At 31.2% G+C, this 14,926-nt stretch carries 15 protein-coding genes; 5 read left to right on the top strand and 10 right to left on the bottom strand.

Annotated elements, in window-relative coordinates:
* Positions 1-115 precede the first annotated feature (115 nt).
* Both C6990_RS02725 and C6990_RS02720 read right to left on the bottom strand, forming a co-directional pair.
* Positions 116-1,456, bottom strand: a complete 1,341-nt coding sequence (locus C6990_RS02725; protein ID WP_182128214.1) for a hypothetical protein — start codon at positions 1,454-1,456, stop codon at positions 116-118.
* Positions 1,446-2,108 (bottom strand): hypothetical protein, encoded by a 663-nt coding sequence (locus C6990_RS02720; protein ID WP_182128213.1) that lies wholly within the window; start codon positions 2,106-2,108, stop codon positions 1,446-1,448. Before C6990_RS02720 ends, C6990_RS02725 begins: the two co-directional genes overlap by 11 nt.
* Before the next feature lie 404 nt (positions 2,109-2,512).
* Here C6990_RS02720 and C6990_RS02715 point away from each other — a divergent pair, with 404 nt between their 5' ends.
* Positions 2,513-3,223 (top strand): adenylate/guanylate cyclase domain-containing protein, encoded by a 711-nt coding sequence (locus C6990_RS02715; RefSeq protein ID WP_182128212.1) that lies wholly within the window; start codon positions 2,513-2,515, stop codon positions 3,221-3,223.
* A 10-nt stretch (positions 3,224-3,233) separates the two neighbouring features.
* On the opposite strand, the gene C6990_RS02710 is transcribed toward C6990_RS02715, so the two are convergent.
* Positions 3,234-4,034, bottom strand: coding sequence for a helix-turn-helix transcriptional regulator (locus C6990_RS02710; protein WP_182128211.1), 801 nt, complete (start codon positions 4,032-4,034; stop codon positions 3,234-3,236).
* A gap of 47 nt (positions 4,035-4,081) precedes the next feature.
* On the bottom strand, positions 4,082-4,207 hold the full coding sequence (locus tag C6990_RS10950) for a hypothetical protein (RefSeq protein ID WP_255465135.1): 126 nt from the start codon (positions 4,205-4,207) through the stop codon (positions 4,082-4,084).
* A 131-nt stretch (positions 4,208-4,338) separates the two neighbouring features.
* On the opposite strand from C6990_RS10950, the gene C6990_RS02705 reads away from it, so the two are divergent.
* Positions 4,339-5,520, top strand: a complete 1,182-nt coding sequence (locus tag C6990_RS02705; protein WP_182128210.1) for an adenylate/guanylate cyclase domain-containing protein — start codon at positions 4,339-4,341, stop codon at positions 5,518-5,520.
* A gap of 5 nt (positions 5,521-5,525) precedes the next feature.
* On the opposite strand, the gene C6990_RS02700 is transcribed toward C6990_RS02705, so the two are convergent.
* Positions 5,526-6,242, bottom strand: a complete 717-nt coding sequence (locus C6990_RS02700; RefSeq protein ID WP_182128209.1) for a tetratricopeptide repeat protein — start codon at positions 6,240-6,242, stop codon at positions 5,526-5,528.
* Between the two features lie 72 nt (positions 6,243-6,314).
* On the opposite strand from C6990_RS02700, the gene C6990_RS02695 reads away from it, so the two are divergent.
* A complete protein-coding gene (locus C6990_RS02695; RefSeq protein WP_182128208.1) occupies positions 6,315-7,085 on the top strand; it encodes a hypothetical protein in 771 nt (256 codons plus the stop codon).
* Between the two features lie 72 nt (positions 7,086-7,157).
* On the opposite strand, the gene C6990_RS02690 is transcribed toward C6990_RS02695, so the two are convergent.
* Together C6990_RS02690 and C6990_RS02685 are read right to left on the bottom strand one after the other, a co-directional pair.
* Positions 7,158-7,652, bottom strand: a complete 495-nt coding sequence (locus C6990_RS02690) for a HEAT repeat domain-containing protein (protein ID WP_182128207.1) — start codon at positions 7,650-7,652, stop codon at positions 7,158-7,160.
* Between the two features lie 146 nt (positions 7,653-7,798).
* Positions 7,799-8,719 carry an EF-Tu/IF-2/RF-3 family GTPase gene (locus tag C6990_RS02685; protein ID WP_182128206.1) on the bottom strand — a complete coding sequence of 307 codons (921 nt, stop codon included), beginning with the start codon at positions 8,717-8,719 and terminating at the stop codon, positions 7,799-7,801.
* 272 nt (positions 8,720-8,991) lie between these two features.
* Here C6990_RS02685 and C6990_RS02680 point away from each other — a divergent pair, with 272 nt between their 5' ends.
* Positions 8,992-9,912, top strand: a complete 921-nt coding sequence (locus C6990_RS02680) for a transcription initiation factor IIB (RefSeq protein ID WP_082051987.1) — start codon at positions 8,992-8,994, stop codon at positions 9,910-9,912.
* A gap of 22 nt (positions 9,913-9,934) precedes the next feature.
* Positions 9,935-10,495 (top strand): TATA-box-binding protein, encoded by a 561-nt coding sequence (locus C6990_RS02675; RefSeq protein ID WP_048116017.1) that lies wholly within the window; start codon positions 9,935-9,937, stop codon positions 10,493-10,495.
* A 675-nt stretch (positions 10,496-11,170) separates the two neighbouring features.
* Here C6990_RS02675 and C6990_RS02670 read toward each other — a convergent pair.
* From C6990_RS02670 to C6990_RS02660, 3 genes are read right to left on the bottom strand one after another with little or no spacing between them, the layout of a single operon-like run.
* Positions 11,171-11,923: a DUF726 domain-containing protein gene (locus tag C6990_RS02670; RefSeq protein ID WP_182128205.1), complete on the bottom strand. Its 753-nt coding sequence runs from the start codon at positions 11,921-11,923 to the stop codon at positions 11,171-11,173.
* Positions 11,920-13,578 (bottom strand): methionine--tRNA ligase, encoded by a 1,659-nt coding sequence (metG, locus tag C6990_RS02665; RefSeq protein ID WP_182128204.1) that lies wholly within the window; start codon positions 13,576-13,578, stop codon positions 11,920-11,922. Before metG ends, C6990_RS02670 begins: the two co-directional genes overlap by 4 nt.
* 37 nt (positions 13,579-13,615) lie before the next feature.
* Positions 13,616-14,857, bottom strand: coding sequence for an adenosylhomocysteinase (locus tag C6990_RS02660; protein ID WP_182128203.1), 1,242 nt, complete (start codon positions 14,855-14,857; stop codon positions 13,616-13,618).
* Positions 14,858-14,926 lie beyond the last annotated feature (69 nt).

The raw sequence follows: 14,926 nt of genomic DNA, 5'->3' as shown, positions 1-14,926 counted from the left end.
ATATTGGAAGAGGAATTAATTAAGTCATTATTTTGACAATTAGTTCACAGTATTCTTTACAAAATTTTTCAGTATTCTCATTTCTGTAATCTAAATGCAATGCTAAATATTTTAACTACAAATTGTCATACTCATGTAATTTACTATCAAATTCAATTTTATCTTCAGGATATTCCAGAGAAGATTTTTTATCAAATAAATCAATTGGGAGAAAATCATAATAAAGCATGGATGCTGGAAGGACAAACCTAATGTTAAAGGATTTGATGGGTTTTGGATTATTTTCATCATCTTCAAAATTCTCACAATATTTCAAAAATTCACTCCATCTATTTTCCTGACCTTCGGCTCCAAATACCTTGTAGTCATACCAACTTTTCAAAGTCAACCCATATGCAAAATTATTTTCAAAATATGTTGGAACATCAGTGGTGAGAGCTTTATTATTAAAAAGATATGCAATTTGTTCAAGGATATCCAGATACTGCTCAACATACACTGAACAGTCAATTTGAGTCTTCAATTTTGTTTCTTTGTCAGATAATTCAGTTAATTGTACACTGTATTCACGCATAATCTCCAAAACTTTGTCAGGATTAATTCCTTCTTCTGGAGGCAAATAATTATATTCATACATAGAATCTGGAAGTGTGATAAATTTATCATTAACGCAATCATGAAAAGATTCAATTACTTTTTTTCTTGATTCCCCCCCTCTACAAAACCATTTAAAATTTACCCATCGGCTATCAATATTATTTGTTTCAAATTCTAATTCAGATGAAGAAATTTTTACTTTAGGATCAAAAGTTACAAAATCGTCATTGCCATTATATTTTTTTTCTAATACAAATTTGAAATACCAATTTATTAAATTAATACCATAAGCAAAATTATTCTTAAAATAATCTATTACTTTTTGAGGGATTAATCTTTTACGATGTAATGATGCAACTTCTTCAAGAGTATCTAAATATTGTTCAGCATAAAGAGAACAATCTAACTGGGAGTTTAATTTTCGCTCTAAATTTTTGATATTATTAATTCTCAAACCATATTCTTGAATTATTTGGAGTAATTCAAACTTCGACAATCCATTTTCATCAGGAATATTATAATAATCATCAGTCATTATGTCAGGAAGAATTCGATATGTTGAATTTTCACCATAGCGAGCAATGTATTCCATAGGATCATCATCTTTAAACTTCAAATCTTCAAAAATTTTCCTTATGTCATCATCTTTAAGTTTCGAATGTTCATTAAAATGTGCAGATAATGCTTGCAAAATTTTTAAATGATGTTTTTTGTTAGAATCTTTATCAATTTCTTTGTTTAAAAGGGATATATTTTTTTCAAGAGTCTCTTTAGGACTTAATTCTTCAAAGAAATCTATTTTCACATCATCATTCTTTTTATTAATTCCCAAAAATGATAAAATTTTTTTATTTGTCATTTTTTAACTCCTTTTTGCGCCCATCACATACCCATCTAAAATAATACCATCTATCATTTTGATATTTTTTTTTCTCTTCTAAAGTAAGGTTAGATAAATGTCCAGGAAGTCCCCTTACAAAATAATTTTCCAAAAGATCATCAGCTACATTTTCTACATTTTTTTTATACCAAAACCACAAATGTTTTCCATAGCTAAAATGATTTTGAAAATAATCCACCACATCATCCCTAAGCATTGTTTTATCATATAATGTAGCAACTTGCTCTATTGTGTCAAGATATCTTTCAGCATATAATGTACAATCCAATTTTGTAGATAGATGTCTTTCAGATTCAACTATTTCAGATAATTTATTCCCATAATTATGTATTAACTCTAGATCTTCTTTTTTGATTTCTTCTCGTCTTGTTTTTTCTGTTCTGTAAATTCCATAAAGAGTAGCTAAAATTCCTAATCCAATACCCACACCGATTGTCTCAATTTCACCAACCGCAAATGGAAAAAGTGAATTAAGAGGTTCACATTTACCATTGATTAATTTTGTCCCATCACCACATGCTGGAACACATTGTCCTGTAGAGTTATCACGCAAAGAAGCGCCAGAACATTCTACAGCATCAACAATATTCAAGGGCAAAGAAAATAACATGCTTGAAAAAATTATGGAATATAAAATAATTTTAAAACTCACAATTTAACAAACATAATTATTACTATTTGAATATGATCTTCAAATATTATTTTAATATTAAAGTATTTTACACATAAATTATTTCAATTTTTTTAAATAATTTATCAAAATATTATAATGATCTTAATTTTACTATTTACGAATCATTTATCTACTAAAATAAAACCCAATAACCATGATGGATTCATTTGTTTGTCACGAGTGTGGTGAACACATGAAGGTACAAAATATTGAAAAGCATGTAAAAGAAATACATTTTTGGAACAAATTTTAATTATTTATCATACAAATTAGCTAAATTTGAAAAACATTAGTTAGTTAGCTAATGAATCTATTTGATTCATTTATGATAATATTATTTCATGATTGACAAGATAGTGGAATTTAATAATCTCATAAACTCAAGTGATTTTTTTAGTTATGACAGTTTTGCAGGAACGGCTCAAGAATTATCCATTATAGATAATGGAAAAAAAATAGAAAAACCACAAATATCAACCACGGATTATTTAGTAGCTTTCTCAACTCAATCTAAAAAATTCTGTGTTGGTTATGTAGATATTGTAAATTCAACAAAGATTTCAGCTAGACTCTCCTCAGAACAATTATCAAAATATTATGAGATCTTTCTAAATTCAATGTCTAAGATAATTGGAATGCATGGAGGCAAAGTCATCAAAAATATCGGGGATTGCCTATTGTTTTATTTTCCAGATTCAACATTAGAGGGTATGAAAAATTGTTTGGATTGTGGTATCGCAATGATCAATTCTCAACAATTTATTTCAGAGGAAATAAAGTCAAAAAAACTACCTAGCCTTAATTTTCGTGTGAGTGCAGACTATGGGGCAGTAATTATGATGAATACCAATATTTCAAAGGACATAGATTTAATTGGACCTCCAGTTAATATGTGCGCAAAAATAAATCATTGTGCTGGGCATAATGAATTTGTAATAGGAAATGATTTTCAACAATACGTAAAGAAATTAGAGATGCATGAGTTTCAAGAAGTAAAAAGTTGTAATATTGGGTTTAAACAATCATATCCGGTTTATCTTGTCCAATCTTAAAATTTGAAAATCACTCTTTTAATTTTCCTTCTTGGAAGGTAGTTGAATTCTTCCATGCATTTTCAAAATAATCTAAACACCAATCTCTAAATTCTTTTTCAGTACTTGAAAACATTTCACTAAGATCGACATCCCCTTCTTTATTATGAAAAAATATTGCTGCTTCTTTATCGGTTAAAAATAATCCAATAAGATTAACTGAGGACATTCGTCTTTCAAGAATGCCTTTTGTAACATATTTTTGAAATTGTCTTTTTTCAAATATCTTTCGTCTATCTTCTGGAATTATGACATTTTTTAGAAATATAGATTTTATTGGAATTTCCTTTTCAAGTTTATTTGAAATAATATCAATTATTTCATTAGAATATGGGACTTCGGATAAAATATTATAGATAAATTTTTCAGAATTTTCATGTATTTTTTTCCATTTTTCTAATACTTTAACATACCCTTTAATCTGTTTTTTACTTTGAAGAGAGCCAATTCTTTGAAGAAATTTTGTTTCAATATTTTCAAGTGAATGTTTATTAAAAAATAATTTATTTTCAGAAACAAAATTAAATGAAGGGATTAATTTTAAAACTAGAACACCAAATGTTGTTAATTCATAATTTCCATCAGGAGATTTAATTATAAGTTCATTCTTTGCTAAGCGTCCAATATTTCTATGAATCTCAGAATTGGTTGCCCCAAGCAATTTCGCTAATTTTGATATATTGAGATTATTTTCAAATAAATTTTTTAAAATATTCAATCTTTGTTCACTAGATATTTCTAAAAAATCACTTGCGATCTTCTCCGAATCCATAACACAAAAAACACTGTCTAATACTATCTAAATATTCTGGAAAAAATTTAGGATTCAGGCCAATTTCCACCACAATTGGAACAAAAACCTCTTAGACCATTGTATTTTTTTACTTCAATGATTCTTGCATTTGAATTACATACAATACAGGTTACAATAGAACTGAAACTCATATTCACTATAATGTATTCAAAGATATTAAGTCAGATTCAAAATTAAGCTAATTTCTTTACAAATCAGCTAATCAAACAATATTTGATAGGTTAGTAAAATGATATAAATGAATTTTCGATACAAAACATGCTTGACTTCGGATGTTCCAAATGATCTAATTTATGCTTCGTTTTTTTTTATAGATATTGTAGGACTATCAAATCCAATAATTTCAACTGAAACACAACGAACAAAAATTAAAGTGTTAAATGAATTAATTTATGATTGTAAAACGTTCAATGAATTTTCAAAAGATAATCTTTTGATATTACCAACTGGGGACGGTATGTTAATAGGATTCAAAAAGGGGTCAGATGAGCCCCTAAAACTTTCAATAGAATTGCATAAAAAATTGGCAGATTATAACAATAATGCAACTAATGTTGAAAAAATTGAAGTAAGAATTGGCTGTCATATTGGCCATGTTTTTGTAGTAAATGACATTTATGGAAATGTAAATTTGTGGGGACCAGGGGCTATTATTGCTAGAAGAGTTATGGATATGGGAGATTCCAGTCACATATTATTAAGTAATGAAATTGTTGAAGATATTTTTGAAATTTCTGACGAATATAAAAAATCAATTCACCTTCTACATAATTTTGGAATAAAACATGGAGACGACTTACTAATCTATTCAGCTCATGGAGAAGATTTTGGAAATTCCGCCATCCCTAATGAAAAAATTAAAATTAACAATCAAGTTTCAGATGTTGAAAAAAAATCTATTTGTGATAAAATTGTATTTGACGTGATTTTAAAAGATACCCCCGGAATTGGAAGATTTGTAAGAACATATTATTTTTCAAATCAACATACAGAGCCAATATACGAGCTTATTGTAAACATGATAACCAACTCCAAAGTAGAGATTAATGAACTTAATTTTAAGATATATGATGAAAATAAAAAGGAGTTAAAAATTTCTAAAATATTATCAGTTACACCTTACTCTAAAAAAATCATAATTAAATTATCAAAGCCAGTCTTTAAAGGAGAGGATGGAAGAAGTGTGAAAATTATGTACGATGAGAAATTGGCAAAAAATAATTTTGAAAATATTTTTACAACAGACACACAACTGTTTGAATTTAATTTTAAACATTATGCAAATATGGAGTTTAATCCAGTTCTATATTTTCTAAATTCAGAAAATGGAAGTAAAGAGATTTTAGAAATTTCTTCAAATAGTAGAAAAGGCATATTCAAGGAAATCATGTGGGAAAAAGATCACGGAATCAATATAAAAGATGGAATTCGTCTAGAATGGTAATTATATTAAAAGTTGAAGGGTCCAACAATTAGTCTAAATTCTTTCTCATTAATTACAGATTCAAAATCATTATCTAGTCGTAATTTTTCTTTATTATGTGGATCATCAATACATAACCTTTCCAAAATTTTAAATGATTTTGTTTTATTCCCCGCATGCAATTCAGCCTTTGCCAATGAATAATACACGTCAAGATAATCTGACTTTATTCCCAATGCTGATTCAAAACAGGGTATTGATTCGGCGAATTTTTTTAATTTAAATAAAACCATTCCTCGCAGATGCCAATATTTGTGATCTAAAGTACTCACTTGATTTATTTTATCATGATATAGTACTGCCTCTTCAAATTTATGAACATTTTTCATCTGATCAATTTTTTGACTATTTTTCAAAAGTTTTCTGTTATGTTCTTCAGACATCCTATTCAAATATTCTAATGATTCTTCATAGTTTTTTAATTCAAAGAAAATTTTTGCTAATAGAAAAAATGTTTCAAAGTTTTTTTGATTAATTTTTAAATTTTTGAACAAGGAAACTTTGGCATCATCATACTCCCCAATTTCATATAGATGCAAGGCTTTTTCGTACCAATAATTCGGAGATCTTTCCGATTTTTGAATATCATGGACTTTGTCTATAACTTCAATTGCTTCTTCAAATCTTCGTTCATTTTTTAGCTCAGATACCTTTGATTCCCAATGATTTTTTGGGTCTATCATACATGTATTACTCACTTTTATTAAAAAAGTCTTTTTGAAGATGTTATTAAGAAGTACTTAAAATACTCAATTATGAAACAATCTTCACTTGGATTCACTAAAAATATTCTAGGAATAAAGGGGATAATAATCATAATTGCATTAAGCATCAGTTATCAAATTTATATAGATAATTTTGTTGATCAAGAAGAATTTTCATTTGCAGATGTCTCATATGGAATCACATCTTTTGTAGTTGGAATTGTTTCGTTAATTGTAGCAAAACGATACAAAGGATCACCAGTTTTTGGAAAATCATATTTTGCACTAGGAATTGGATTCATCACAATATTTGTAGGAGATTTAATTTATAATTATTATTCCTTGGTTCTAGAAGAAGACCCCTATCCATCCATAGCAGACGCATTTTTCTTAGGATTTTATGTTTTTGCAGGATATCATCTTGTTAAAAACATTAAATATTTTAAGAAAAATTTGAGTGTGACTTCAAAATTAGGAGTTCCAATAATTGCATCATTATTAATTGGGGGGTTTGGTTTATTTACTATTGAAACTTTGAATGATGACCCCACAGTATATTTCATGGGAATTCTTTATGTTTCAGCTTCTGCTACAATATTATCTCTCGCAATTTTTGGGGCAACAATTTTCCGAAACAGTGTGTTGGGAATGGCATGGTTTATGTTAGTAATAGGGATTTTCATATATTCATTTACAGATGTGTGGTATTATTATATTGAAGAACTTGGAGAGTATACAACAATCCACCCAGTTAACACATTATGGTTGATAGCATATATGTTTATGATATATGCATTATACAGACACAAGAAAATCATCTAGCAAAAAACATCCCGTATTTAATAAAAATTTCAGTTTTGTTCCATTATGACAAAATAAAATAATCAGAATAAATCAAAAAGAATTTTCCATTCGATCATAACCTTTATTTTTTCTTCTCTCCATTCTTTTTAATACAAATTGTGCAGTTTCTTTAACTATCTTTTCCGGATCATGTAATAATTTTTCAATGTGGGGTTTAGAATCAACTGCATTGATGATTGCCAGGCATTCGCAGGATTCATGACGAACCAGAGGACTTTCATCGTGAATTGCCGATTCAACCATATCAGGGATATGTTTGTGATAACCACGACCAGCTAACTGATAACTGACTTCATGTCGTACAATACTGTTTTCATCATTTTTTAACATCCAAGCAAGTAACTTTCCAGCTTTTTCGAAGGCAGGACCTTTAAGATTAGTCTCTTCAGCAAGTTCCCCAAGCATCCACACTACATCCCATCTTGCAGATTCATCAGGATCATTTTTTGCGATTTCTTCTAAGCGTATAAGCCGCTCTTCATGCGGAAGTTTTCTTATATCCTTATCATCCCAAGACACAGTCATTATTTAGTAATTTTTAGTACATGATTATAAGCATTATTTTTCATAATATATTTATTAATTAAATTCATCACATTATATTTTGATTAATATCATTTTTTTAATCAAATATTCATAGATTATTTTGGGAGGTTATTATAAAAATCAGCCTATTGAATTACACCGCTTCCAAGAATTCTAATTGTGGATGACTCAGGTTTTAGAATTACTGCGATTTGACCTTTCTTGCATGCAATGGGTTTTTCAAATGTTAGTTTTAGTGGAGAGAGGGATGTGAATTTTGCAGCTTTAATTTGCAATCCAATATTCACTAGACACCCCTGATTTTCTGAAATTTCACTTTTGTAAAAGGGACTCTTTTTAAAATCAAGTTCAATCTCAGTTTTTACATCTACTGCACCTTCTTGGGAAATTATATCTCCACGTCCCACTTCATCAGGCTTTGCACCCTTTACTGCAAGTCCAACTCTAGCAGGACAAACAGATTCATCTACAGGATCATCATGCATTTGGATGGATTTTATCAAGACATCAATTCCCGCAGGATATAGCTTCAAGTTATCATATTGTTTTATTTTTCCATGGGTCACTTTACCTAAAATTACAGTTCCAACTCCCTTGACATCAAAACAATGATCAATTACCATCTCAGAAGGATCATCATTTGATTGCGGTTCCAGTTTATCCATTGCTTCTTTAATTTTATCATGATCAACTTTGGTATAATTTTCAACCACAGTTCCTTTGATCATAGCATCTAATTTTGATTCATCAACATCAAAGGTATGAGACAAAATGCCTTTGTCTTTTTTTAGAGAGTCTAACGCAATAATCTGCTCTCCTGTGAATTTATCTAATTTATCCACTAAAAAAATGACATATTCTGCTAAATTGATTGCTTGAAATAATGGCTGAATTTTTTCTGGAAAACCTGTTGGAGTAACCCATGTTTTGATTACATCAGACTCTTTTCTGTCATAAAGTGAAAGATCAGTTACTGTTCCTTTTTTTCCAAATTCAGCTGCAATATCTTGCTTGCCTAAAACTACAAAATTTACAGATAGTACCATTAGTTTTGAATTAAAAATTTGGGTTAATGTAGTTTTTTGTAAAGATTATAGGACATCAGCAGTTCAGAGAGAATATGAAATTAGGTATGAAGATTGTCATTGTTGGAATAATAGCAATTCTTGCCCAAGCATTAGGCGTTTTTCTTTTGTAAGAAAATGATTTTATTTTAAGCATTAAACGTGCCTAAAAAATAAAAATAGGGATTTTTGAGTAAATTCACAAAATAAGTCAGTTATTATAGGAAATAAAATAAACAATAGTGGTAATATTTTTGGTTTTAGAAACTGTTAATGCAGATAGTGTTTGTAGACGTTGTGGACAAAAATCCATGTTAACAGATAATGTTACAGGAGAAAGATTTTGTTCTAAATGTGGGTTTGTGATTTCTGAGACATTACAAGATTCAGGACCAGAGTGGAGATCATTTTCAAAAGAAGGCGGTGCAGATCCTACAAGAACAGGAGCCCCAACATCACTTGCTATGCACGACAGAGGACTTGCAACAATTATCAGTCCTATGAATAAAGATGCATCAGGAAAGCCACTCTCATCATCTATGAAGAGTACAATTGAGCGACTAAGGACTTGGGATAGTCGAAGTAAAGTCAACGCATCTGCAGATAAAAATCTACGACAAGCCCTGAGTCAGTTATCAACATTAAAAGACAAATTATCACTTTCAGATTCTGTTATTGAAAAAGCATCATACATTTACAGAAAAGCATTGGAGAAAGGTCTAGTTAGAGGTCGCTCCATTTCTGCACTAATTGCTGCTGCATTATATGCAGCATGCAGAGATACAGAAACCCCTAGAACTCTAAAAGATGTCGCAGATGCTGGAAACATAAAGAAAAAAGACATCTCACGATGTTATCGAATTTTGCATCAAGAACTAGAACTAAAAATGCCAGTGGTTAATCCAGTTCAATGCATTGCAAGAATTTCAAGTAAATTAGATATTTCTGAGAAGACTAAACGCTATGCTGCCAAAGTTCTGCAGATTGCTCAAGATCATGAGGAATCAGCAGGAAAAGATCCTATGGGATTAGCAGCTGCTGCATTATACCTCTCATGTGTGAAAAACGGAGAAGATAGAACACAAAGAGACATTGCAGAAGCCTCAAATGTGACTGAAGTGACCATTAGAAATAGATACAAAGGCCTCAGATTAGACCAAGATACGGAGATATAGTCGAGAAATAACCAAAAAAGATATGACAGAAACAAAACCAGTAATAGCAATCGTCAACGTAGTTGCATCTGCGACAATTGAGCAGAAATTAGATCTTGTAGATATAACAAAAAAATTTCCCGACGTAGAGTATCATCCAGAGCAATTTCCAGGTGCAGTATTTAGACTGAAAACCCCACGAACTGCCACACTACTTTTTGGTTCAGGAAAAATGGTATGTACAGGTGCAAAATCAGAAGAGATGGCAATCAAAGCAGTAAACATTGTTGTTCAAAACTTAAGAAAAGGCAAAATCAAAATTAAAAACGAGCCCATAGTTACAATTCAAAATATCGTCTCATCAATTAATCTTGGAGGCAAAGTGAATTTGGAACAAGCAGCTAGAACACTTCCAAGAAGCATGTATGAACCAGAACAATTCCCAGGATTGATACACAGAATGCTTGATCCAAAAACAGTAATTCTAATTTTTGCCTCAGGCAAACTCGTATGTGTTGGCGCAAGAATTGAAAAAGACATTCATCGCTCTGTCAATCAAATTCACAGTTTGCTTGAAGAGAAAAATCTAATGGTTTACGATTAGTGTTTTAAAAAATAAAGAAATTAGAATTGTTTATTTTGATTTTTTAAAACATTCACAATCACAATCAAACATTCCAGCTTTTCCCATACACTGATCATGATGGTTGTTGTAGCATTTGTTACAAGTAAGCATTATGCTGAAACCTTTTTTGTGTGAGTCTTTTCATGAATTAACACTTTGGAAAACGTATCAGAATTTCCTTCCCAATGAAAATTACAGATTCTGCATTGATATTTCATTTTAGTTTGGCCTCTTTCTTTTTTTCAGCTTCTGTGAAAGCATTTACATCATGTGAAGATTTTGTCTTGGATGTACCAATTTTTAATTTTTCAAATATTTTTTTAAACATACTCTAACTAGTTTACCCTAGATATATACCGGCTTTATTTCGGAATTCTGTGCCTAGTTACATACACAATTCTTGTAAATTTTATAGATTTAGTCATATTTTTACATAGAATAAAAATTATCTATGCATATTATTCAAAATTGTTTCTAACAGGGGTATTCAAAAAGGTCACAAGAGTCATCATATGTCTCATCAAGAATATGCAAATGATATAAAATAGATTTATTTCTTTCAGGGTAAAGACAGGTTTCCATAATATGTTATGAATTCCATTTTTCTATTAAAGAGTAACGTACGAATGATACTACACATAGATGTATTGAAAATTAAGGAAAGGATTTTAGCACTGCAGCGTAACTTGCGAATCTATGATTTTTCGGTTTTACTAACTTTTGATGATATTTGCTGATTGTTTTTCCAATCGCACCATTAAGACCCAACGGACCCTTGACATATTTTTCATCGTCTGCCCAACCAAGTACTTCATCAGAAGGTGCGTAATGGTTTACAATTTTTTTATTTACAATGTTTTGGAGAATTTTTCCATATTTTTTTGATGAGGGTACATTCTCAGTTATTGATGCTCCAAAAAAATAAACACCTTCAACCAATCCAAGATTTTGTTTCTTTTTTGAAAGATATTCCAGAGTACTCAGTATTACCTGTGATCCTAATGAATGACCCATCAATCTAATTTTTGTGTTGGGACTTGACTTCTTGAAATCTTCAATAAACAGACCAAGATTTCGTCCATTTTTCTTTGCAATTATTTGCCCAACTGCTAGGGCATGTTTTGCATGCTTAACCAAATGAGCACCTATTGTGTTAGAATCATAACTAAACCCAATTACAGGATATCTATACCCCAGTTTTCGCAACCTATTTTTTGCCAGGATTACTTTGGCTACAGCACCTGCATTATCGTTTCTTAATCCATGAATCATTATTGTGATTTCTTTAGAATTGATTAATTTCTTAAAATCAGGCTTTGGATAAAAATAATATGAATTATTTTTGAGAGTTTTTCCACTTGATAGATCATAGTATCCCCTGGTTGAAATTCTTGGAATAGGCCTCATTTCTCAAATGATCCTAATTGCTGCTTGTGTTTTTCAATGTCAGATTCTTCGACTTTGACAAACAGAGGAGAAGCATCACCCAGAACATGACCTGCAGGTACAGCAAATTCAGAAATTTTACTCCATGATGAATCAATAATATTTCCAGAAAGTCCTAGCTGTTTCCAGATTTTTTGTGCAGATTCAGGCAGAAATGGAAAGAGTGCAATGGCAATACTATGAGCTGCATTAACTGAAAGATACACACAGTTTGAAGTTCCTGGTCCTTTTTTCCAAGGTTCCTTGTGTTGGAAATAGGTGTTAAAAAACGACGAAAATTCCATTATTTTCTTCAAAGCCCTATCAAGATGATTTTCTTCCAAGAGAGAGCCAAGTTCTAAAGCAAGATTTTTTATTTTTTCTTCTGCCTCAGAATCTTTTTCATCAAAGGATTCTATCTCAGGTACTTTACCATCAAATGCTTTTTTGGTGAATCCCAATGCACGGTTTACAAAGTTTCCAAGATTTCCAATCAATTCAGAATTTATTCTAGTTGTAAAATCATCCCAATCAAAATTCAAGTCATCCTGAGAATAAGGATTGATTGATACAAGATAGTACCTAAGATAATCTGCAGGGTAAAATTCTAAAAAGTCCTTTAATCCGATATACCAATTTCTGCTTTTAGAGATTTTCTTTCCTTGTAGTGTAAGATGCCCTCTTGTTGGAATGAAATCAGGTAGCTTGTATTCTTTATTTATGCCCAATCGCATTGCAGGTAAGAAGAGATAATGATGGTACACAATATCTTTTCCAATAAAGTGATAGATATCAGCAGAGTTCCAAAATTCTTTTCCGTCAATTCCTTTATCATTTAGAAATTTTAATGCAGTTGAAATGTATGCAAGGTGATTGTCAAACCAACCATAGAAGACTTTGTCTTTTGCATCATCTAGTGGGACTGGAACTCCCCAAGTTATATCACGTGTGATATCCCAATCAATTAATCCAGATTTTATCCAGTTTTGAACATATTTTTTCACATCTTTTTGAAGATGTTCATTTTCATCTAGCCATTTAGTTAAAGAGTCACCAAAGTTTTTGAGTTTGAAAAAATAATGTGTGGTTTTCTCTTTTGTTGGGACTTGTCCACAGAGAGAACATTTAGGATTAGTAATCTCTTCAGGTACACGGCCACAACTCTCACAAAGATCAGAGTATTGGTCTTCTGCTTTACAATGAGGGCATGTTCCTTTTACATATCTGTCAGGGAGGAATTTTTTATCATTATTACAATAGAATTGAATTATTTCTTGTTCATAGATATGTCCAGCATCATTAAGCTTTTTGAAAACATCTTGAACAAATGCAATATTTTCAGGTGAGCTAGTCTTGTAAAAATAATCAAATTCAATGTTAAATGCTGAAAAATCATCATAATCACGTTTATTCCAATGGGCAACATATTCTGCAGGAGTCTTTCCTTCTTTCTCAGACTGGATTAAGATAGGTGTACCAAAATCATCAGATGCGCAAACATAGTAAGCCTCTACGCCATTTAGTTTTAGAAATCTAGTTGTAACATCGGCAGGAAGATAAGTTGATGCAACATGGCCCAAATGGATTTCACCATTTGCATAGGGTAATGCACTTGTAATGATGGCTTTGTCATTCATGAATACTTGAGAAGAACGGTATTGAGGTTAAGAAGTTTTACCAGCTGTTTGCATATTTTACTTGCTCAGGAGTAAGTTTATCTATTTTTACTCCCATTGCAGCAAGTGCATCTACTGCTACTTGTCTATCAATTTCTTCAGGAACATTGATAATTTTGTTTTCCATTTTTTTATGGTTTTTAAGAATATACAAAACAGACAAAATTTGATTCGAAAATGACTGCGCCATAACTTCTGGCGGATGTCCTTCTGCAGCTACCAAGTTTGCTAGTCTGCCCTCACCAATTAGATAGACCACTTTACCATTTTTCAAAGTGCATTCATCAAGACTTGGTCTTACCTGTTTTACAGATTTTGATTGTTTTAACAAGAATTTACTATCAATTTCAACATCAAAGTGGCCCACGTTGCCCATAATTGCGCCATTCTTCATTTGAAGAATATGTTCTTTTCTAATTACGCTAGTCATTCCAGTACATGTGACAAACATATCACCAATCTTTGCAGCTTGGGACATTGGCATTACTTCAAATCCATCCATGTGAGCTTCAAGTGCTTTTACAGGATCAATCTCAGTAACTATGACTTTGGACCCCATTCCTTGGAATCTTGATGCAACACCACGGCCTACCCAACCATATCCGATTACAACAACACGTTTTGAAGCCATGAGTAAGTTCATAGCTCTTAGATAACCATCTATGGTACTTTGTCCAGTTCCATATCTATTATCAAACATGTGTTTTGTATATGCCTCATTTACCAAGATTACAGGATAACGTAGTTTACCTTGATTTTCTACAGCTCTGATTCTAGTAACACCTGCAGTGGTTTCTTCAGTGGCACCTAGAATCTCCATTGTGTTGAATCTTTTATCGAAATGAGCTTTGATGTTCATGTCTGCACCATCATCAGTCAAAATTGTAGGCTTGTGCTTCAATACCTGATCAATGCACCAATCATAGTCCTTTACTGATTGGCCATGCCATGCATAAACATGAATTCCCTGAGAGGCTAAAAATGATGCAATATCATCTTGAGTAGTTAGCGGATTACCACCACAGCAAGCAACAGTTGCACCAAGTTCTTTTGCACCCATTAGTAAGACAGATGTTTCTTTTGTAATATGCAAACAAAATCCAAGGGTTACGCCCTTTAGTGGTTTTGATTTTTTAAATCTGTTAATAGTATTATCAAGAATTTGCATGTGGGATCTAGCCCATTCGTAAGATAGTTTTCCCTCTTTGATCAATTTAGAACTAGACTTTACTTTACTCAATAATCAAAACCCTAGGGCACACTATAAAATTCTATCATGCGAATCTAAATAAATGACAAAAATGTCAGA

Source organism: Nitrosopumilus sp. b3, assembly GCF_014078525.1.
Lineage (GTDB): Archaea > Thermoproteota > Nitrososphaeria > Nitrososphaerales > Nitrosopumilaceae > Nitrosopumilus.
Note: the sequence above shows the minus strand (reverse complement) of the source record. Positions and strands in the feature narration are given on the sequence as shown.

Coding starts and splice junctions, on each gene's coding strand:
- C6990_RS02670 (WP_182128205.1), bottom strand. CDS start 11,923: ATGAGGCCTATTCCAAGAATTTCAACCAGGGGATACTATGATCTATCA.
- C6990_RS02710 (WP_182128211.1), bottom strand. CDS start 4,034: ATGGATTCGGAGAAGATCGCAAGTGATTTTTTAGAAATATCTAGTGAA.
- C6990_RS02675 (WP_048116017.1), top strand. CDS start 9,935: ATGACAGAAACAAAACCAGTAATAGCAATCGTCAACGTAGTTGCATCT.
- metG (WP_182128204.1), bottom strand. CDS start 13,578: ATGAATGACAAAGCCATCATTACAAGTGCATTACCCTATGCAAATGGT.
- C6990_RS02685 (WP_182128206.1), bottom strand. CDS start 8,719: ATGGTACTATCTGTAAATTTTGTAGTTTTAGGCAAGCAAGATATTGCA.
- C6990_RS02695 (WP_182128208.1), top strand. CDS start 6,315: ATGAAACAATCTTCACTTGGATTCACTAAAAATATTCTAGGAATAAAG.
- C6990_RS10950 (WP_255465135.1), bottom strand. CDS start 4,207: ATGAGTTTCAGTTCTATTGTAACCTGTATTGTATGTAATTCAAATGCA.
- C6990_RS02720 (WP_182128213.1), bottom strand. CDS start 2,108: ATGTTATTTTCTTTGCCCTTGAATATTGTTGATGCTGTAGAATGTTCT.
- C6990_RS02715 (WP_182128212.1), top strand. CDS start 2,513: ATGATTGACAAGATAGTGGAATTTAATAATCTCATAAACTCAAGTGAT.
- C6990_RS02700 (WP_182128209.1), bottom strand. CDS start 6,242: ATGATAGACCCAAAAAATCATTGGGAATCAAAGGTATCTGAGCTAAAA.
- C6990_RS02725 (WP_182128214.1), bottom strand. CDS start 1,456: ATGACAAATAAAAAAATTTTATCATTTTTGGGAATTAATAAAAAGAAT.
- C6990_RS02690 (WP_182128207.1), bottom strand. CDS start 7,652: ATGACTGTGTCTTGGGATGATAAGGATATAAGAAAACTTCCGCATGAA.